General features: G+C 68.7%; 21 protein-coding genes. 12 read left to right on the top strand and 9 right to left on the bottom strand.

The window, feature by feature from the left end:
• Positions 1–2 precede the first annotated feature (2 nt).
• Positions 3–1,091 (bottom strand): thiamine pyrophosphate-dependent dehydrogenase E1 component subunit alpha, encoded by a 1,089-nt coding sequence (locus ACQPYZ_RS33490; protein ID WP_433163087.1) that lies wholly within the window; start codon positions 1,089–1,091, stop codon positions 3–5.
• A 116-nt stretch (positions 1,092–1,207) separates the two neighbouring features.
• On the opposite strand from ACQPYZ_RS33490, the gene ACQPYZ_RS33495 reads away from it, so the two are divergent.
• Positions 1,208–1,696, top strand: a complete 489-nt coding sequence (locus tag ACQPYZ_RS33495; protein ID WP_433163088.1) for an Lrp/AsnC family transcriptional regulator — start codon at positions 1,208–1,210, stop codon at positions 1,694–1,696.
• Between the two features lie 11 nt (positions 1,697–1,707).
• On the opposite strand, the gene ACQPYZ_RS33500 is transcribed toward ACQPYZ_RS33495, so the two are convergent.
• Positions 1,708–2,673 carry a LacI family DNA-binding transcriptional regulator gene (locus ACQPYZ_RS33500; protein WP_433163090.1) on the bottom strand — a complete coding sequence of 322 codons (966 nt, stop codon included), beginning with the start codon at positions 2,671–2,673 and terminating at the stop codon, positions 1,708–1,710.
• Between the two features lie 79 nt (positions 2,674–2,752).
• Between ACQPYZ_RS33500 and ACQPYZ_RS33505 the strand changes: the two genes are divergently transcribed.
• Positions 2,753–4,072 (top strand): Gfo/Idh/MocA family protein, encoded by a 1,320-nt coding sequence (locus tag ACQPYZ_RS33505; protein ID WP_433163092.1) that lies wholly within the window; start codon positions 2,753–2,755, stop codon positions 4,070–4,072.
• 49 nt (positions 4,073–4,121) lie between these two features.
• Here the strand turns inward: ACQPYZ_RS33505 and ACQPYZ_RS33510 are convergent, their stop codons facing one another.
• Both ACQPYZ_RS33510 and ACQPYZ_RS33515 read right to left on the bottom strand, forming a co-directional pair.
• Positions 4,122–4,664, bottom strand: coding sequence for an AAA family ATPase (locus ACQPYZ_RS33510; protein ID WP_433163094.1), 543 nt, complete (start codon positions 4,662–4,664; stop codon positions 4,122–4,124).
• 10 nt (positions 4,665–4,674) lie between these two features.
• On the bottom strand, positions 4,675–5,103 hold the full coding sequence (locus ACQPYZ_RS33515; protein WP_433163096.1) for a VOC family protein: 429 nt from the start codon (positions 5,101–5,103) through the stop codon (positions 4,675–4,677).
• Between the two features lie 157 nt (positions 5,104–5,260).
• Here ACQPYZ_RS33515 and ACQPYZ_RS33520 point away from each other — a divergent pair, with 157 nt between their 5' ends.
• Positions 5,261–6,229, top strand: a complete 969-nt coding sequence (locus ACQPYZ_RS33520; RefSeq protein ID WP_433163097.1) for a 2-hydroxyacid dehydrogenase — start codon at positions 5,261–5,263, stop codon at positions 6,227–6,229.
• A 6-nt stretch (positions 6,230–6,235) separates the two neighbouring features.
• On the opposite strand, the gene ACQPYZ_RS33525 is transcribed toward ACQPYZ_RS33520, so the two are convergent.
• The 3 genes from ACQPYZ_RS33525 to ACQPYZ_RS33535 form a co-directional block, all read right to left on the bottom strand.
• Entirely contained in the window at positions 6,236–6,760 is a 525-nt protein-coding gene (locus tag ACQPYZ_RS33525) for a DinB family protein (protein WP_433163098.1), read from the bottom strand.
• Between the two features lie 38 nt (positions 6,761–6,798).
• Positions 6,799–7,644 carry an alpha/beta fold hydrolase gene (locus ACQPYZ_RS33530; RefSeq protein WP_433163100.1) on the bottom strand — a complete coding sequence of 282 codons (846 nt, stop codon included), beginning with the start codon at positions 7,642–7,644 and terminating at the stop codon, positions 6,799–6,801.
• A 221-nt stretch (positions 7,645–7,865) separates the two neighbouring features.
• Complete coding sequence (locus ACQPYZ_RS33535) at positions 7,866–8,273, bottom strand: VOC family protein (protein ID WP_433163101.1); 408 nt, start codon at positions 8,271–8,273, stop codon at positions 7,866–7,868.
• A gap of 190 nt (positions 8,274–8,463) precedes the next feature.
• Here ACQPYZ_RS33535 and ACQPYZ_RS33540 point away from each other — a divergent pair, with 190 nt between their 5' ends.
• The 4 genes from ACQPYZ_RS33540 to ACQPYZ_RS33555 all read left to right on the top strand — a co-directional run bounded on the left by ACQPYZ_RS33540 (position 8,464) and on the right by ACQPYZ_RS33555 (position 14,168).
• Positions 8,464–8,838, top strand: coding sequence for a VOC family protein (locus ACQPYZ_RS33540; RefSeq protein ID WP_433163102.1), 375 nt, complete (start codon positions 8,464–8,466; stop codon positions 8,836–8,838).
• Between the two features lie 262 nt (positions 8,839–9,100).
• A complete protein-coding gene (locus ACQPYZ_RS33545) occupies positions 9,101–10,996 on the top strand; it encodes a heparinase II/III domain-containing protein (protein ID WP_433163103.1) in 1,896 nt (631 codons plus the stop codon).
• A gap of 179 nt (positions 10,997–11,175) precedes the next feature.
• Positions 11,176–11,982: a hypothetical protein gene (locus ACQPYZ_RS33550; protein ID WP_433163104.1), complete on the top strand. Its 807-nt coding sequence runs from the start codon at positions 11,176–11,178 to the stop codon at positions 11,980–11,982.
• 290 nt (positions 11,983–12,272) lie between these two features.
• The gene (locus tag ACQPYZ_RS33555; protein WP_433163106.1) at positions 12,273–14,168 is read left to right on the top strand and encodes a heparinase II/III domain-containing protein; all 1,896 of its coding nucleotides are present in this window, start codon (positions 12,273–12,275) and stop codon (positions 14,166–14,168) included.
• 231 nt (positions 14,169–14,399) lie between these two features.
• On the opposite strand, the gene ACQPYZ_RS33560 is transcribed toward ACQPYZ_RS33555, so the two are convergent.
• A complete protein-coding gene (locus ACQPYZ_RS33560) occupies positions 14,400–14,978 on the bottom strand; it encodes a DUF664 domain-containing protein (RefSeq protein ID WP_433163108.1) in 579 nt (192 codons plus the stop codon).
• A gap of 57 nt (positions 14,979–15,035) precedes the next feature.
• On the opposite strand from ACQPYZ_RS33560, the gene ACQPYZ_RS33565 reads away from it, so the two are divergent.
• The 5 genes from ACQPYZ_RS33565 (at position 15,036) to ACQPYZ_RS33585 (ending at position 18,191) form a co-directional block, all read left to right on the top strand.
• A complete protein-coding gene (locus tag ACQPYZ_RS33565) occupies positions 15,036–15,503 on the top strand; it encodes an N-acetyltransferase family protein (protein WP_433163109.1) in 468 nt (155 codons plus the stop codon).
• A 46-nt stretch (positions 15,504–15,549) separates the two neighbouring features.
• Entirely contained in the window at positions 15,550–16,080 is a 531-nt protein-coding gene (locus ACQPYZ_RS33570; RefSeq protein ID WP_433163111.1) for a PadR family transcriptional regulator, read from the top strand.
• Positions 16,077–16,865, top strand: a complete 789-nt coding sequence (locus ACQPYZ_RS33575; RefSeq protein ID WP_433163113.1) for an alpha/beta fold hydrolase — start codon at positions 16,077–16,079, stop codon at positions 16,863–16,865. Before ACQPYZ_RS33570 ends, ACQPYZ_RS33575 begins: the two co-directional genes overlap by 4 nt.
• Before the next feature lie 430 nt (positions 16,866–17,295).
• Positions 17,296–17,574, top strand: coding sequence for a hypothetical protein (locus tag ACQPYZ_RS33580; protein ID WP_433163115.1), 279 nt, complete (start codon positions 17,296–17,298; stop codon positions 17,572–17,574).
• Positions 17,575–17,672: 98 nt separating this feature from the next.
• Complete coding sequence (locus ACQPYZ_RS33585; protein WP_433169821.1) at positions 17,673–18,191, top strand: phosphotransferase family protein; 519 nt, start codon at positions 17,673–17,675, stop codon at positions 18,189–18,191.
• A gap of 95 nt (positions 18,192–18,286) precedes the next feature.
• Here the strand turns inward: ACQPYZ_RS33585 and ACQPYZ_RS33590 are convergent, their stop codons facing one another.
• The gene (locus ACQPYZ_RS33590) at positions 18,287–18,751 is read right to left on the bottom strand and encodes a DUF4395 domain-containing protein (protein WP_433163116.1); all 465 of its coding nucleotides are present in this window, start codon (positions 18,749–18,751) and stop codon (positions 18,287–18,289) included.
• Between the last annotated feature and the right edge of the window lie 27 nt (positions 18,752–18,778).

The following is an 18,778-nucleotide window of genomic DNA, read 5'->3' on the forward strand; positions in this document are numbered from 1 at the left end:
GCTCAGGCCTCCTCTCGCACGAGCTCGTCCCGGAGGAACGCGGCCTGTTCGGTCAACTGTGGCGTCTGCTCGGTGTAGAGGTGCGTGAACAGGTCCTCGGGGTCCACGTCGGGCTCCGGCATCAGGCCCTCCCGGAGCCGCTCGGCCACCTCCTGGGCGCCGGCCTCGGCCCGTGCACGCACGGACTCGTCGAGCAGACCTGCCTGCTCGAGGTACGTCGCCAGTCGCTTGATCGGATCGCGCTCCAGCCACGGCGTGACTTCGTCGTCGGCGCGGTACCGGGTGGCGTCGTCGGCGTTCGTGTGCGCCTGCACGCGGTAGGTGTGCGCCTCGACGAGCTGCGGACCTTCACCGGCCCGCGCCTTGTCCACGGCCTGCCCGAGGACGGCGAGCAGGCCGGCCAGGTCGTTGCCGTCGGCCCGTTCGCCGGGAACGCCGTACCCGATGCCCTTGTGGGCCAGCGACGGCGCGACGGTCTGCCGGGCGAGCGGGACGGAGATCGCGTACTCGTTGTTCTGGACGAAGAAGACGACCGGCGCGTGGAAGACGGCGCCGAAGTTCAGCGCCTCGTGGAAGTCGCCCTCGCTGGTCGCGCCGTCACCGCAGAGCGCCATCACCACCGTGTCCTCGCCGCGCAGCCGGGCGGCGTGTGCGACGCCGACGGCGTGCGTGAGCTGGGTCGCGAGCGGCGTGGCCTGCGGCGCGACCTTGCGGGCGTACGGGTCGTAGCCCGAGTGCCAGTCGCCCCGGAGCAGGGTGAGCGTCTCGATCGGGTCGACGCCGCGGCTCACGATCGAGACGGTGTCGCGGTACGTCGGGAACAACCAGTCGCCCTCGCGCAGCACCATCGTGGCCGCGACCTGGCACGCCTCCTGCCCGTGCGACGACGGGTAGACGGCGAGCCGGCCCTGCCGGACGAGCGCACTGGCCTGGTCGTTGATCCGGCGCCCCTTGATCAACTCAACGTAGCCGTCGACCAGAGCTTCCTCGGTGGGCAGCCGGTACGACGGGTGGTCGTGCGGTACGCCGTCCTGGTCGATCAACCGGACGGGTTCCGCGGAGGGGAGCAACTGCTCCTCGACGGTGGTCATGGACCCTCCTGCGCAGGAGACGGACGGTGGGCTCATCGTCGTCCTTCTGGCCAATCTGATCCAGACCTGGGAAAATGCCGAGACGTTTGGTACCGCGATGGTTGGTTGGGAGCAGGATGTCCGACGACGTGATGATCGGCGCGGCCGGTCCTGGACAGATGGTCGTGGCTCCGGCGCTGGACGAGGTCGACCGGCAGATCGTCGAGGCGCTCGGCCGGGACGGACGGCTGTCGATCCGGGCGCTCGCGGACCAGGTGCACATCTCCCGCGCGAACGCCTACGCCCGGGTCGAACGGCTCACCACGACCGGGGTGATCACCGGCTTCACCGCGACGGTCGACCCGCTCAAGCTCGGTCTCGCGACGTCGGCGTACGTCACTCTCAGTCTCCGCCAGAGCTCCTGGCGCACCTTGCGCGAACAACTCCAGGCGATCCCCGAGGTCAAGCACATGGCCCTCGTCGGCGGCGACTTCGACGCCATCCTCCTCGTCCGAGCGGCCGACAACGAAGGCCTCCGCCGAGTCGTCCTGGAAAAGCTCCAGGCCATCCCCGAAGTCCTCGCCACCCGAACAGCCCTGATCTTCGAGGACCTCGGCACCCTGTAGCTCGCGGAGACCTAACAGCCGCAGGAGGTTCGGAGAGTGAGGGCGGTGGGGCAGGTCAGGGACTCGACGGCGGGACGGGGGTTGATCAGGCGGTCGACCGCTTGCTGGGCCAGGTGTTCGAGGGGTTGGCGGACGACGGTCAGCGGCGGCCAGGTGTACTCGGTCTCGGCGGTGCCGTCGAAGGAGACGATGGCGACGTCGTCCGGCACGCGCAGGCCGGCCTCGTGAACGGCTCGGAGGACGCCGATCGCCTGCAGGTCCGAGCTCGCGAAGACCGCGGTCGGTCGGTTTGTTGCCGAGAGCAACTCCCGGCCGGCCGCGTACCCGCCCGCTCGGCTGAACGTCGTCCGCGCGATCGGCCCTTCGTCCAGCCCAGCCTCCTGAAGCGCGTCCCGCCATCCCAGCTCACGTTCCGCCCGGCCGCCTCCACCGATCACCAGACCGATCCGCCGGTGGCCGTGGCCGATCAGGTGTTCGACGCCTTGGCGGGCACCTTCGCGGTACTGCGACCGCACCGAGGTGGCCCGCTCCAGCACGCGGTTGATCGCGACGACCGGGACGTCGACGCCGGTGAGATCCGGGTCCTCGGTCGGCGCGACCAGCAGCAGGCCGCTGAGCTGGCGGGTGAGGAGCTCGGCGATCTTGGCGTGCTCCGTGGCCGGGTCGCCGTCGGTGCTGGTCTGCAGGACGACGTACCCGTGGGCCGAAGCCTCCTTGTCGATCGCCTTCGCGAGCTCGGCGAACAGCGGGTTCCCGCCGTCGGGGGTGATCAGGCCGAAGGTGCGGGTCGTCCCCATCCGCAGCGCCCGGGCGGTCGCGTTCGGGCGGTAGCCGAGGACCCGGATCGCCTCGAGCACCCGCTCACGCGTCTCCGGTGAGACCCGGCGCGGACCTTCGTTCACCACGTAACTGACCACGGCCGTGCTGACCCCGGCGTACGCCGCGACGTCGTTGCGGGTCACCGGCGCCTTGGTCATGTGCCGATGATACGGGCGTTGACCGTCCTGGAAAGCGGTTGCTAGCGTGAGCAGCTACACGAGTAGAAAGGCTCCCGTCGTGCCCAGACGCTATGCAGTGGCAGGAACCGGTTCGCGTGCGCAGGCCTACGTCCGCGCGATCCTCCAGGAGCACCCGGAGGAGGCCGAACTGGTCGCGTTGCTCGACCCGAACCCTGGCCGGCTCGCGTTCCACGACCGCAAGGTGAAGGAGCTCGGCGGGCCCGAGCTGCCGCAGTACGGCGCCGACGACCTGGAGCGCATGGTCAAGGAGCAGTCGGTCGACCGGGTCGTCGTCACCAGCCCGGACTACACCCACGCGAGTGTCGTCTCCCGGCTCCTGCGGGCCGGCGCGGACGTGATCGTCGAGAAGCCGCTGACCATCGACGCGGACGGCACCCGGCAGATCGTGGACGCGATGAACGAGTCCGGCAGGTCGGTCGTCGTCACGTTCAACTACCGCTACTCGCCGCGCAACAGCGCGCTGCGGCAACTGATCGCCGACGGCGAGATCGGCGCGGTCACGAGCGTCGAGTTCCAGTGGGTGCTCGACACCCGGCACGGCGCGGACTACTTCCGCCGCTGGCACCGGGAGAAGCGGTTCTCCGGCGGACTGCTCGTGCACAAGGCGTCCCACCACTTCGACCTGGTGAACTGGTGGATCGCCTCCACCCCGGTGCGCGTGTTCGCCTCCGGCGGGCTGGCCTTCTACGGCGCCGACAACGCGGCGACTCGTGGCCTCGGGCAACGACCAGAGCGCGGGACGGTCGACGACTCCGCGAACGACCCGTGGTTGCTCGACCTGCGCGCCGACGAGACCAACCGGCAGTTGTACCTGGAGAGCGAGCAGTACGACGGCTACCGGCGCGACCAGGACGTGTTCGGGCCGGGGATCACGATTGAGGACAACATGGCGGTGATCGCGGAGTACGCGAACGGCGCCCGGCTGAGCTACTCGCTGAACGCCCACTCCCCGTGGGAGGGCTACCGGGTCTGCGTCAACGGCACCGAGGGCCGGGCCGAGCTCGAGGTCGTCGAGCGCGCCGCCGTGGTCGACGACCAGATCGACCCGAGCTACCCGTCCGAGCGGATCGTCGCCGGCGACGTCCGGACGGACGGCGAGCGGCTCGTCCTGCAGAAGCACTGGGCCGAGGCGGTCGAGGTCGAGATCCCCAGCGGGGTCGGCGGTCACGGTGGCGGCGACCGGCTGCTGTACGCCGATCTCTTTCAAGGACCGGGCAACGATCCGCTCGGCCGCGCGGCCGACGTCCACGACGGCGTCCGCGCGGTCGCGGTCGGCATCGCCGCCAACGAGTCCCTGACGTCAGGCCAACCGATCGCGATCGCCGACCTTCAACTCGGCGGCTGGGTGCAGCGTTAGCTGCGAACCGCCAGGCCATCACAATGACGGTCCATCGGTGAACTCCCGCTCAGCCGTCCGTGGCGGGACGCGATTGTGATGGCCTGGCCATCCGTGTCAGTCCCGTCTCGGTGAGGATGCGCGTGACGGTCGTCTCCAGCGAGCTGTGCTGGTCGATGACCGTCTCGCGCGGCTCGCCGAGCAGGTCCTGCGGCTGGTACCACTCGGCCATGTCGTCACCGGAGAACTCGCTCGCCTTCGCCCGGCTGGCGTGCCGCCGGACCGTCTCGTCGAACGGGATGTCCAGGTAGTAGAAGTACGACGGCCCGTCGTACGCCGCCCGCAGTTGCGCGAGCATCTCGCCGTACCGGGCTCTCGGCATGATGCCCTCGACCACCGCGTGGTACCCACGGTCGAGGGCATGCCGGGCGAGCTGCCCGATCGCCTGGATGTTGGCGCCGTCGGGCTCGTCCAGTTCCTTGAAGATGATCCGGCGGACGTAGTCCTGCTCGATCCAGGCGATCCCGCGGCCATAGACCTGCCGGATCGCCGCGACGATCGAGCTCTTACCGGACCCCGAGTTGCCCCGAATGACGATCAGTCGTGGTTGCACCCCACGGTGTCTACCAGGAAGCGGGTTGGCCGGGGCGGTGGGTGCCGAAGGTCCACTCGTAGCCTTCGGGGTCGGCGACGCGGCAGCGGTAGTTGCCCCAGGCGGTGGCGGCCGGCTCCCAGATCGACTCGGCGCCGGCCGCGACCGCGGTCCGGTGGATCGCGTCGACCTCGTCCTGGCTGTCGAAGGCGATGTAGCTGCCGTGACCGACGGTCTCACCCTTGCGGATCGGCTTGTCGTAGCCTTCCTCGTCGGTGAACAGGGTGAAGGCGACGCCGCCGTACCGCATCTCGGCGTGCATGATGCCGCCCTTGTCGTCCGGCACCTCCATCGTGGTCTCGAAGCCGAACGCCTTCTCCAGCCAGCGCAGGGCGCCGACCGCGTCCCGGTAGCCGAAGTACGCATGCAGGGTGGCTGAGGTGCTGCTGTTCTCGGTCATGTCTCCAGCATCCTCGGAGTAGCGGCCAGCTTCTGACCGCTACTCCGCCGGATCTGGCCGAGTTTGCCGGAGACGTCCACCGCTAGGCCTACGGGCAGGCCTGAGTGCCGAGAGGAAATAGGATTCGAGCGGACCAGAGACTCGGGTGAGGAGAGCTATGGGACTGCCAGTGGTGCTGATGCCGGGCCGGATGAACCCCGTGGTCGCGGAGGGACTGGACGGGAAGGTCGAACTGATCCGGCTCTGGGAGGAGGCGGATCCCGACGCGGTCCTGGCCGAGCGCCGGGACGACATCGTCGCGGTCGCGACCGGTGGGACGCCGATCGACGGCGCGTTCCTGGACAGGCTGCCCGCACTCCGGATCGTCGCGAGCTTCGGCGTCGGCTACGACCAGATCGACGCGGCGGCCGCGGCCGAACGCGGTGTCGTGGTGACGAACACCCCGGGCGTCCTGGACGACGAGGTCGCCGACACCGCCCTCGGGCTCCTGCTGATGACGGTCCGCCAACTCCCCCAGGCGGAGCGGTACCTCCGGGCCGGCGAGTGGCAGAACGGTGCGTATCCGTTGACCAAGGCAACATTGCGCGGCCGCCGGATGGGCATCCTCGGCCTGGGGCGGATCGGCCAGGCGATCGCCGACCGGGTGGCGCCGTTCGGGGTCTCCGTCGGGTACCACAACCGGCACCGCAAGGACGTCGAGTACCACTACTACCCGACGCTGCTGGAGATGGCCCACGACGTCGACATCCTGATGATCGTCATTCCCGGTGGCGACAGCACCAGGCACCTGGTCGACGCCGAGGTCCTGCGCGCGCTCGGGCCGGACGGCATCCTGATCAACGTCGCCCGCGGCACCGTGGTCGACGAGCCGGCGCTGGCAGACGCGCTCCGCGACGGCACCATCCTCGGCGCCGGTCTGGACGTCTTCGAGGACGAGCCCAACGTCCACCCGGGTCTCCTCGAGGTCCCGAACGCCGTACTCCTGCCGCACGTCGGCTCGGCCACGATCCCGACCCGCGACGCGATGGGCGGCCTGGTCGTGGAGAACCTGCTCAACTGGTTCAGTTACGGCACTCCGGTGACCCCGGTCCCGGAGTCGGCCGAACTGCTGAAGCGTCAGGACTGACCGGAGTCAGCTGGTGGGGCGCTCGGCCTCCGGGAGGTCCCAGATGCGGCTGTGAGTCCAGGCATACTCCCACGCCTGGATGTCGGGCGGCTGGATGCCGAGGCCGGTGAGGATCGCGCACACCTGCTCGCGGTGGTGGTTGGCGTGGTTGATCGCCTGGGCGATGAAGATGCCGAGCCGGGTGCCGCGGGTGTTGTCGTCGATGATCACCACGCGTTCGACGTCGATCGGCTTGGCCAGCACCTCCTCCCAGAGCGCGCCCGCCTCGTCGTTCCATCGCTCGAGCGCGTCGAAGTCGGCCGTCTCCTCGCTGTCGACGAAGGCGAGCGGGCTGTCCGCGACCCGGCGGACGTAGCTGCCCTCGCACCGGACGATGTGGTCGAGGGTGGCGAGGATCCCGCCGTACGTGCCGACGCCGGTCACTTCCAGCTGTTCGGCGGTGAGGTTCCGGTCGCGGCAGAACTTGATCAAGCTCTTCGTCGCCCAGATGTTGTGCCGGATGGGGTCGTACAGCACGTCGTTGAGTCCCATGCGTTTCACGGTAGCCCCGCGGCCGCCGGACGCCGTACTCAATTTTCCTTGGCCAGCGTGGTCAGGATGTCGTCCCAGTGGTCGTGCAGTACGGCGAGGTGCGTGGTCTGCTCGCGGACGACCAGGGTCGCGTGCGGGATCCGGTCGGCGAGCCAGCGGCCGTTGCGGACCGAGGCGTTCGCGTCCAGGTCGCCGTACCAGAGGTAGGTCGGACAGGTGATCCGCTCGGGGCGGAAGTCCCAGGCGCGGAAGGAGATCGCGGCGTCGCGGAGGTAGCCGTCCGGGCTGGCGAGGGCCTCGCGTACGGCGGCCGCGATCGCGCCGGCCGAGCCGAGGGTCCGGCCGTCGATCGTCGGTCCGGGTCTCGTGGTCAGTTCGGCGTCCCGCGGGTCGAGCTCGGCGAGGAACCGTCGTACGAGCGCCGCGTCGTCCGGATCGGCCGGGTTGAGGTGGTCGACGTACGCCTCGAAGTCGGGACGCATCCGGGCGACCGCCTCATCCGGGGTGAGCCCGGCCAGGCGGGTGAAGAAGGCCTGCTGCTCGGGGCGGAGGTCATCGCGGTGGTACGGCGGGTCCAGCTCGGGAACGATCGCCGGACTCGCCGCGACGCCGACCGCGGTCACCCGGTCGGGGTGGGCGGCCGCGCACGCGAGCGCGTACGGGCCGCCGATCGACATGCCGAGGACGGCGTACCGCTCGATCCCGAGCAGGTCGGCCACCGCGGCGACGTCGTCCGCAACGGTCAGGTGCGTCGACGGGCACGCGTCGGACAGCCCGTAGCCCGGCCGGTTCACCGCGATCAGCCGTACGCCGGCACGTCGCGCGGCCGCGTCACCGGCGTACGCCGCATGCCGAGTGTCCGGACACCCATGCAGAAAGAACACCGGCACCCCGTCACCGGAGCCCCCGTCCCACCCCTGCACGAGCCGCCCACCCGCCAGCCGCAACAACCCATCCGGCCAACCCCACGACCCCTCGCGGTCGGCGTGTTCCGCCCGGTCGGCGGGACCCGCACCGCCGGCGTGACGAGCGCGGTCGGCGCCAGGCACGCCGAGCGCCGGGTCCACTCCCGCGCCGTCGGCCTGTTCCGTGGTCAGGTTCGTGCTCAGCTCTGGCCGATGTTGACCATCCAGTTGATGCCGAACTTGTCGGTGACCATGCCGAACTCGTCGCCCCACATCTGCTTCTCCAGCGGCGCCGTCACCTCTCCACCGTCGGCGAGCTTCTCGTAGTACCCGCGCAGCTCCTCGTCGTCACCGCTCAGGCTGACCGAGATGTTCTGCCCCGGGTTGTACGACATGCCCTGAGGCGTGTCCGACGCCATCAGTGTGAAGCCGCTCGGCGTCTCGAGCTGGCTGTGCATCAGCTGGTTCTCGTCGTCCGGACCGCTGCTCGCGCCGAACTCCGCGAACGTGCTGCTGGTCAGCTCCCCGCCGAACACGCTCTGGTAGAACTCCATCGCCTCCCGCGCCTTGCCGTCGAACTGGATGTACGGGTTGAGTCGAGACGCCATCGGACTGCCCTTCCCCCTCTACGGAAACCACTCTTGCCCGCACAGTAGACCCGGCCACCGACAGTCCGCGAGACCCCGCGAACGCCAACCCCGCGCCGCCCCCTGCGCCGGCGCCACGTCGGCCGTACGCCGATCCCGCGCCGTGACCGATCGTTCACCGCCTGGCCGGGTGGACGGCTATGGTCTCGGCATGATCCTGCGACACGTCACGATCGACGCCGGCGACCCGTACGAGCTCGCGAAGTTCTGGAGCGCGGTCACCGGCTGGCCGATCGCCGACGGCGACGAACCGGGCGACGACGAGGTGCTCGTGGTCGCCCCCGCGCCGGTCCCCGGCCTGCTGTTCATCGCCGTCCCCGAGACCAAGGCCGTCAAGAACCGCGTCCACATCGACTGGGTCCCCGACCAGCGCACCCGCGACGAGGAGGTCGACCACCTGCTCTCCCTCGGCGCCACCATCCACGAGGACCACCGCCAACCCGACGGCCGCGGCTGGGTCACCCTCCACGACCCCGAACACAACGAGTTCTGCATAGAACGCAGCGAATCCGAACGCACCGCCTGACTCGAACCAGGTCCGCGAGCGCCGTCACCCCGACCGGGTGGCGGCGCTCTGCCGTTGCCACCACCAACAGCCATCGCGCGAGCACGGTGGGTGCCCAGGGCAAGGCCTCGCAACTTTTCCGGCGGGATGGCCATCGTGCGTGTGACAGGGAGATTTCACCGCCGGCCGGGGGGCCGCGGTTCGAGGGTTGGGGAATGCGATGGTCAGGTGGGTGTTGGCGTGCGCGCTTGTGGTCGCGGCGGGGGTGACGAGCGGTGGGGGTATGGCGACGGCGACGGAGACCGCGGGGAATCCGGGGATCGCGATCGCGCCCGAGCTGCCGGAGCCGCCGGGGGCGCAGTTCGTGCCGGGGGCAACGAATGTGATTCCGGCCACGGCCGCGCCGGCGAAGGACATCAGGAGCAAGAGCGAGGCCAGGTCGAAGAACGAGGCGCAGGCCGCCGCCGGGACGTACACGTGTCCGGGGTTCAGCACGGTCGACGACGCGACCCCGGTGTCGTACCTCCTGAAGGACACCTACGCCTGGGGCGGGTTCGCGGCGTACAAGGTCGGCAACGGCAGCGGCAACATCAACTGGAAGCTCAATCCGTACCAGAACCCCAGTTGGTACATGTGGTTCCACTCGTTGCGCTGGCTGGGGCAGGGCATCACCGCCGCCGGCCAGGGTGACACGGCCGCGATGGCCCGCGTGACGACGATTGTCCGCGATTGGGTTGTCGACAATCCGTACTCCTGGAAGGCGAACATCGGCGCCTGGGAGTCGACGATGCATCGCACCAACGTGCTCATGTGCACCCGGCAGGCCGTGCTGACCGGCCTGAAGGTCACCACCCTGCCGACGCAGTACCAGTGGCTCGACAAGGCGCTGCTCGACCACGCGGCGTTCCTGGTCTACAACTGGAGCGGCGCCTGGAACCACGGCACGGACGAGAGCATCGCCCTGTTCGGCGTCGGCTGCACGCTGAACCGGACCGACTACAAGAACCTCGCCCAGCAGCGCCTCGCGTCCGGCATCACCACCTCGATCGACGCGCAGGGGTCGACCAACGAGCAGTCGACGGCGTACGCGCAGTTCAACTACTCCCTCTGGGGACGCGCGGTCGAGGTACTGCAGGCCTGCGGCGCCGACCCGGGTACGACGATCACCCAGCGACGGGCCCTGCTCGCGAACTGGATCGCGCTGGCCACGAACTCGCTCGGCAACCTCCACCAGATCGGCGACTCCGAGGTCGTGAAGACCGCACCGATCGCCGGCACCCCGCTGCAGTTCGCCGGCACCAAGGGGGCGGAAGGAACCGCGCCCGCGCAACGCGTCGGCGTCTACTCGGCCGGGTTCGTCTTCGGCCGCTCCGGCTGGGGCACGGGCGCGACGTTCGCGGCCCAATCGTCGTACAGCATCAGGTACGGTCCGAAGCGCCAGCTGCACGGGCACAGCGACCACATGTCGCTCACGTACGTCGCTCGCGGTCGGGACATCCTGATCGACGGCGGTCACGCCGGCTACCAGAACGACGTCTGGCGGACGTGGGCGAAGAGCCCGTTCGCGCACAGCACGATGACGACTCCGCTGTCGGCGGACGCGATGCCGGCTACGAAGCTCAACCGGCACGTGCTGGGCACGAACTCCGACTTCTACGAGTTCTCCGACGTACCCGGGGCCGGGATCAGCCGGGTCCGCGGCGTCCTCGTGCTCAAGGACCCGGACCTAGTCGTCACGCTCGACCGCGGATCGTCCAAGACCGCGCAGCAGTTCCAGACGTTGTGGCACCTGCCGTCGGACCAGAAGGCGTCGGTGTACTCGCGGACGACCGCCCTCGCGGCGAAGCCCGGTGAGAACACGCGGACGATCCTGTTCCAGGTGCCGTACCGGCAGGCGCTGCCGCCCGGCGCGATCCTGCTCAAGCAGGCCCAGACGAAGCCGATCCAGGGCTGGCACTACCCCAACATCCGGACCCGGAACTCGGCGCCCACGCTGATGTTCGCGCGCTCGGGATACTCCGCCTCGATCCTGTCGTTCATCGCCCCGGTCCGCGCGTCCGGCGCGGTCACCTACGCCACCCGCTGGGTCGGTACGACGTACGTCGTCGACCTGACCGTTGCCGGTGTGAAGACCTCCGTCGGAATCACCGCCGGCGGATCACTGGTCCGGCTTGCTTGAATCCGACCGACATCCGGAGGGCCCGTCGTTCGGCGGGCCCTTCGTGATGCAGCGAAGCCTCTCGTGATGCCGCGACGCCGTTCGTGATGCCGCGACGCCTTTCGATGCAGCGAACGGGCCACCCGTCGCGTCGAGAGAAGTAGAGAGGCAAACTGGTAGCCGGGGAGGGTGTGGGGCTGGTGCGGCATCGAGAGGCACTCCGTGAGGGCTTCCTGGATTCGTCGATCGCCATCGTGGTGACGCTCGGCATCCTCGCTGTCACAGGCGGTTTGCTGGTCCTGCTCGAACCGGCCCGGCCGTCCGTGACGTCCATGAGCAGCACCCCGCCGAGCACCGGTGCGCGGTCGATCGATCCGGGAGCCTTCGGCTCCGGCACGCTCGGCCCGTGGCAGGACCTGCTCAAACACATCTCGTCCGACGACGAGATCCAGGACGCGCTGGCGTTCAACGGCGTCTTCATGTTCGGCGACAGCATCGCCGTCCAGGACCGTGCCGCCCTGGAGACCCTCCTCCGGAACCGCACCGGCGAGGCCCTCGCCGTTCACGACTGGTCGGGTCAGCCCACCTCGGCGGCCGTGGACGCGCTGGCCGACTGGGAACGACGGTTCGGACTGCCGAGCCGGATCGTGATGGCGGTGGGCTCGAACGACATCTTCGACCCGCCCGCGTTCGCCGCGCAGGTCGAGCGGGCGCTCCAGATCGCGGGCCCGACGCGGACGGTCTTCTGGGTGAACGTGTACGTCGGCCGGGTCCGTCAGCCGGCCGAGATCCGGGCCGCCGACGAGTCCAACAGCGCGTGGATCAATCAGCAGCTCGAGCAGGCCGCCGTACGCCACCCGAACCTGCGGATCATCCGCTGGGCCGAGTTCCTCGCCGGTCAGCCGGGTGGTCCGGCGAGCTACCTCCGGGACGGGATCCACACCTCCCACCCGGTCGGCACGAACGCGCGCAACGAGCTGATCCTGCAGGCGATTCTGGACCGGTGAAGTCTGCCCGGACGGGCACCGCGGAACCGGAGTGAGGGGTCCGGGCAACTTTTGCCGTGAGTCCGGACATCTATAACAACAGATGCCGGATGCAACCTTATCGGCGCCCGCCGGCGTGTTACCCCAGCAAGAGCTTCCATCGAGACGCCAGACCTTCTCGAGCCTGAGTCCCGCCACCTCGGGCATCGCGACGACACACCAACGGACCTGACCCAGGGACACGTCTGCCCCTATTCAGGTCTAGTCCGGAACAAGGCATGCCCGTGGGGGGCTGCAGTGAGGAATCAACCATGCCCGCGCACCACCGTCGCAAGGCCGCCACGACCCTGCGGCTCAGCATCGCCGTCCTGCTGAGCGCGGTCGTCGTCGTGACCTCTCTGGTCATCCCCTGGAACAACTCCACGCCCGAGGCCGCACCGGACCCGACGATCGCCCGGACTCCGGAGCCGCCGACGCCGACCGTGACGCAGGCGACGAAGCGGGACGTCTACACCTGCCCGGCGTACAGCGGGATCGACCGCGCCAACCCTTTGACCAACCTCTATCGCGACACCTTCACCTGGGGGACGTCGGCGCCGTACCAGGTCGGCAACGGCAAGGGGGACGTCGACTGGAGCGTGAACCCGTACCAGAACCCGAGCTGGTACATGTGGTTGCACTCGCTGCGCTGGCTGGGGAAGGGCATCGCGGCGGCCGAGAAGGGCGACCGGCGCGCCCTGGCCCGGGTGAGCGCGATCGCTCGCGACTGGGTCCGCGACAACCCGTACTCGTGGAAGAAGAACGTCGGCGCCTACGAGGCGACGATGCACCGGACGAACGTGCTGATCTGCTTGCGTCAGGCAACTTTGTCGGGCCTGAAGGTGGCGAAGCTGCCGCTGTCGTACACCTGGCTGGACAAGGCGCTGCAGGAGCACGCGTGGTTCCTGCAGAAGAACTACAGCGGCGACTGGAACCACGGCACCGACGAGAGCATCGCGCTGTTCGGCATCGGCTGCACGCTCGGTCGGGCCGATCTCAAGAAGATCGCCGCGGACCGGTTGACGAACGCGATCAAGACGTCGATCGACACCCAGGGATCGACCAACGAGCAGTCGACGGCGTACGCGCAGTTCAACTACTCGCTCTGGGGACGGGCGAGCGACGTCCTGCAGAAGTGCGGCGTCGACCCCGGTACGACGATCAAGGCGCGCCGGCGTGAGCTCGCCAAGTGGCTCGCCCTCGCGACCAACTCGCTCGGCAACCTGCACCAGCTCGGCGACTCCGAGGTGGTGAAGACGTACCCGGTCGAGGGCACGGTCCTCGAGTACGCCGGGACGCTCGGGAAGCGCGGGATCCGGCCGACCCAGCGGGTCGGGATCTTCGACGCCGGCTACATCTTCGGCCGGACCGGGTGGGGTGAGAGCCGGCCGTTCACGCAGGAGTCGACGTACAGCATCCGGTTCGGGCCGTCGCGGAAGCTGCACGGTCACGAGGACCACACGGCGGTGACGTACACCTCACGCGGCCGGGACATCCTGATCGATGGCGGTCACTCCGGCTACAAGTGGGACGACTGGCGGAGCTGGGCGAAGAGCCAGTTCTCGCACAACCAGATGACGGTGTTGTCCACGGCAACGTCGCATCCGGAGACCGAGCTCGTCCGCTCCTCGATCGGCGCGACGTCGGAATTCTACGAGCTCAGTGACTCGTTGGGTCCGGGCATCGACCGGAAGCGCAGCGTCCTGGTGCTGAAGGATCCGGACCTGATGGTGGTGCTCGACCGCGGGACGTCACGGTCGGACGAGGAGTACCAGACGTTGTGGCACCTGCCGTCGGACCAGAAGGTTCGCGTCGTCGGTAACTCCGCGGTGGCTCAAGCGCCTGGCGACGGGGTGAAGACGACGCTCGTGCAGGTCCCCTTCCAGCAGGAGACGACGCCGATCAAGGTCGCGACCGGCGAGACCGACCCGGTGCAGGGCTGGCACTACCGCACCATCGACGACCGCAAGCCGTCCCCGGTGGTGAAGTTCACCCGCTCCGGCCGGTCGGCCTCGATCCTGTCGCTGATCGTCCCGTCGCGCTCCAACGCCGTGGTCGCGTACACCACCACCCAGCAGGACAATCAGATGATCGTCAATCTGATTGTCGACAAAGTGCGGACGTCGATCGCCGTCTCCCCCGACGGCACACTGAAGCGCCTCAAGTAAACCGCTCGACCGAACCAGGCCGGGCCAAGTCCGAACGTGGGGGCGCGGCCGATGCACCTGCTTCGCGTGCACGGTCGTCTCGGCCTGCCCTGGTTCGCGGTGCCCGCCGCAGCGTCTCCCACCCGGACGGCGCGGAGCTCATTTCACCGGACGGCGCAGGGCTCAGTTCGCTGCGGCACGCGATCCCGCGGACGCGGCCGACGTGTCTCGAGCCCTCCGCCGGCGCGGGGCTCAGTTCGCGGCGCTGGTGCGGGCGCCGACCGGGCGCCAGTCCTCCGGCGGGTCCTCGCCGACGCGGCCGTCGACGGCTTCACGGAGCAGGTCGGCGTGACCGGTATGACGCCCGTACTCCTCAATGAGATCGCAGACCAGCCGCCGCAGACTGGCATGCTGCCCGTCCGGCCAGGAGATGTGCGCCGGCTGATCGAGCCCACCGTCGGCGATCGCGGCAGCCAACGCCTCGCGTGACCGCACCACGGCGCCGTCCCACAGCGCGTAGAGCTCCTCAGGCGTGTCCTCGGCCGCGGACGCGAACTCCCAGTCGTTGTCGTCGGTCCACCCGTTCGTCTCCCACGGCCCGCCCATCGGCTCACCACGGAACTTCACGGTGATCAGGTAGTCCTCGTTCGCCGCCAGATGCTTGAGCAACCCGCCCAGCGTCAACGACGACTTCGCGATCCGCGTGTTCAACCCGTCGGCGTCCAGCCCGTCGGCTTTCCACCGGAACGTCGTACGCAACCGCTCGAGCGCCCCGACCAAGTGCTCCACATCGGTCCCGGCAATCGGAGGTTCCCACGGAATTTCAGCCATGCCGACACGCTAACGCCAGTTCCGGACGTTCCCCTTCCGGAACTATTGTCGACAATCATGATCCGCCTAGAGATGACGTCTCCCGCCCACCTCATCCCCGGCGACCCACCGCCCGCCCCGCTCACCCTCGAAGAAGTCACCGCGGCCGCCGCACCCCAGATCCGCGCCCTGTACAACCGCATCTGGGCACCCCTCGGTCCCAGCGGCCGAACGGCCTGGACCACCGCGGAGTGGACAGCCGAACTGTCACTGCCGGGCATCCACACGCACCTGGCCGTCATCGACGACGAACCGGCCGGCTTCGCCGAACTCTCCGCAGAACCCAACGGTGACGTAGGCATCGTCGTCTTCGGCCTCCTGCCCGAACATCAGTCGAAGGGCTTCGGCAGCGCCTTCCTGACCCTCACCGCCCAACTCGCCTGGACGCTCAACGACCCCACCACCCGCGTGTACCTGCACACCACTCCCGATGAGCACCCCGCCGCCCTCCCCAACTACGAGTCCCGAGGCTTCCGCGTCGTCTGAGTGTGCTAGTAGACAAGTCACCTAGATGTGATGTCTACTAGTTGGCATGATTCTCCAGCGCATCGTCCTGGGACTGCTGTCGATCGCGCCGATGTCGGGCTACGACCTGAAGCGGCACTTCGACTCGACGGTCAACTACTTCTGGTCGGCCGACAAGGCGCAGATCTATCGGACCCTGGCAGCGCTGGTGAGCGACGGGCTGGTCGAGGTGCAGAAGGTGCCGGGTACGGCGGGTCCCGATCGTCAGGAGCACCGCATCACGCCCGCCGGACGTGCGGTACTGCGCGAATGGCTTGTCTCCGACCTGGATCGACAACCCGAACGCGACGCCTTCCTGGCGCGAGTCTTCTTCGCGGGTGAGCTCGACCCCGCGGACGTCTCCGGGCTGCTGCAGCGACGCCGCGACGCAGCGCTCGCGACCCTCGCCACCCTGGAGGCGATCCGCGCCGCCAACCCCGAGCCTGACCAGTCTGCCTCCCGCGCCGAGCGCCTCCGGCTCGCGACGCTCGACCACGGCCTGCGCCACACCCGGACCGAACTCGAGTGGCTCGACAACCTCGAGAAGGAATTCCGATGACCACCACCTTCCCCGAACTCCACCCCGCGACCCGTACGTCCGCGGATGCCCTCGACGACCTCCCCGTCGTACTACTGCACGGCGGCAACGTCGCCGGCTGGATGTGGGAGCCGCAGCTTCCCGCGTTGGCACACCGCACGGTCGTCACCCCCGACCTGCCCGGCTTCGGCCGACGTACGGCGGAGTCCTGGCCCGGCCTCGCCGGTGCCGCCGACGACGTCGCCGGACGCGTCAAGCAACTCACCGGCGCCCAACGCTTCCACGTCATCGGCCTCTCCCTAGGCGGCGCCATAGCCCTCCACCTCGCCGCCCGCCACCCCGACGCCGCGGCATCAGTCCTCGTCTCGGGCGCCCCGCTCCTCCCGGTCAGAGGCTTCTCGCGTTTCCTCGCCCGCCTCCAACTGACCTTCTGGAGCTCGCCCTGGTTCTGGAAGGCCTTCGCGGCTGGTCTCCGACTACCTCCCCAAGCCCGCGAACAGTACGTGCACCACGGCCTCTCGGTTCAGCGCGAAACCGCCGAACGCATGCTGCACGACATCCTGACCGGCGGCGTCCCGGCCGACCTGGAGGCATACGACGGGCCGATGCTCCTCGTCGCCGGCGAGCGCGACACTAAGGCCGTACGACGCTCGTTGCCCAGAGCGGCCGCCGTATTACCCCATGCAAAACTCCGCATCGCACCCAACATGCATCACGTCTGGAACATCGAAAACCAAACCCTCTTCAACGACATGATCACCACGTGGCTCACCGGACAAATTCACCCAGGCCTGCGCGGTCACTAACTCCACGCACATTCCACCAGCCGGGTGCACTGCTTCCACATGTTGCCTCAGGCAACATATTCGCCCGGTCACCAGGATTTGTAGAGACGTCGACGATCCCGACCTGCCTGCAGGTAATCGGCGCGGGCCGGCCGCCGTGCAGTACGCCGGCGACAACGAGACCGAAGGCGATGACGCCGGCGATCGTGAGGACCTGGCCACACGGGCCAACAACCGGCCACAGGACAAGCAGTCGGCCTCAGACACGGCCCGACCCTACGGCAGCGCGCGGCACCCCGACCTTGACTCGCGGCCCGGCCTACCAGCGGTCAAGGCGGCCAACTGGTTGCGCGACGCCCGACCTGCCGCTTGCGCAGAACTCTCGGCCGCCCGCAGCCGCCGCCGAAATACGAGGGACAAGGTGAGATCACGAATGTAGCCTGACCTGGTCATGGAGATGTCCGAGGTTGCGCGTGCGATTGCGGCTGCAACGTCGGTTGCTGCGTCGCTCGATCTGCCGGCCACAGATGCAATCGTTCTCCACAACTCGAACAAGCTGGCGCTGCGGCTGATTCCGTGCGACGTGTTTGCCCGGGTCGCACCTGTGGGGCAAGAGGTTGCACAGTTCGAAATCGACCTCGCTCAACGGCTCACCGAGCTCGGATGCCCCATAGCTCATTTGGAGCCTCGGTGGACCCGCTTGTCTACCAGCGCGATGGCTTCGCAGTGACGCTGTGGATCTACCACGAGCCTGTGACACCTGAGGTCTCACCAATCGAGTACGCCGAGGCGCTGCAGCAACTTCACGCCGGCATGCGCCAGGTTGATATGGCGAGTCCGCGGTTCACGGATCGAGTCGCGGAGGCGGAAGAAGTCGTTGCCAACCCGGATCTCTCGCCGGAGCTCGCCGACGCCGACCGCGTGTTCCTCAGCAGCAGACTCGGACGCGTACGACGGGCGATCGAGGCCCGCGGCGCCGTCGAGCAACTGCTTCACGGAGAGCCGCATCCGGGCAACGTGCTCAGCACGAAGAACGGCCCGTTGTTCATCGACTTCGAGACGTGCTGCCGTGGACCCGTCGAGTTCGATCTCGCCCATGTTCCCGAGGCGGTCTGCGAGCACTACCCAGGCGTTGACCAGACCTTGGTGGACGACTGCCGGCAGCTCGTCCTCGCGATGGTCGCAGCGTGGCGTTGGGAGCGTCGCGACCAGTTTCCGAACGGGAGGCGATTCGGAGAGGAGTTCCTGCGCGCACTGCGCGCGGGGCCACCTTGGCCGACCCTCGACACGATGTCCAGGCGCCTGGACGCTCTGCGGGAATCGCCGAAGGGTCACGTAAACACATAGCCGTCAACCGGAGGGCCGCGACCTCAAAGGGCTGAGCGTGCGCCGCCGCCGACCGGCCAGGGAAATCCAGCTGCTGGGGTTTGCGTCGGCCGGGTTCAAGCCGACCTTGGTCTGCGGACCAGGTCGTAGGCCTTGCAGCCCAGACATAGGCCAGTGGACGCGTTGAGGGCTGCCAGAACGAGGGCGAGGGCGGTGAGGCTATAGCCGGCGAGGTCGGCGCCGAGGATGAAGGTGGTCAGGGCCACGGCGGTGAGTACGAAGCCGATGAACTGGGCGAATCTCGGCGGTCGAGCGTCTTCCAACCCGGGCGGCGGTTCGAGCCGCGGCCAGATGAAGCGAGCGAAGAGCTGCGCCCAGAGCGACCACTGGAAACTCACGAACGCGGTGAACCCGAACACGGCAACCTGGGACGCGAGCAGACCCAGACTCAGCGGTCGAGCAACCTCGACGATGAGCAGTACGACGGCGAGCACGGCCGCCGTTGCCCCGGCACTGAACCGCAAGAGGCGCGGATCGACATGAGCACGGAGTGGGCACGCGCCCGGACTCATGCTGCGCATGTGGCTCTCCAGAGAATGCGATGCCAG

Source organism: Kribbella sp. CA-247076, from assembly GCF_050942445.1.
Taxonomy (GTDB): domain Bacteria; phylum Actinomycetota; class Actinomycetes; order Propionibacteriales; family Kribbellaceae; genus Kribbella.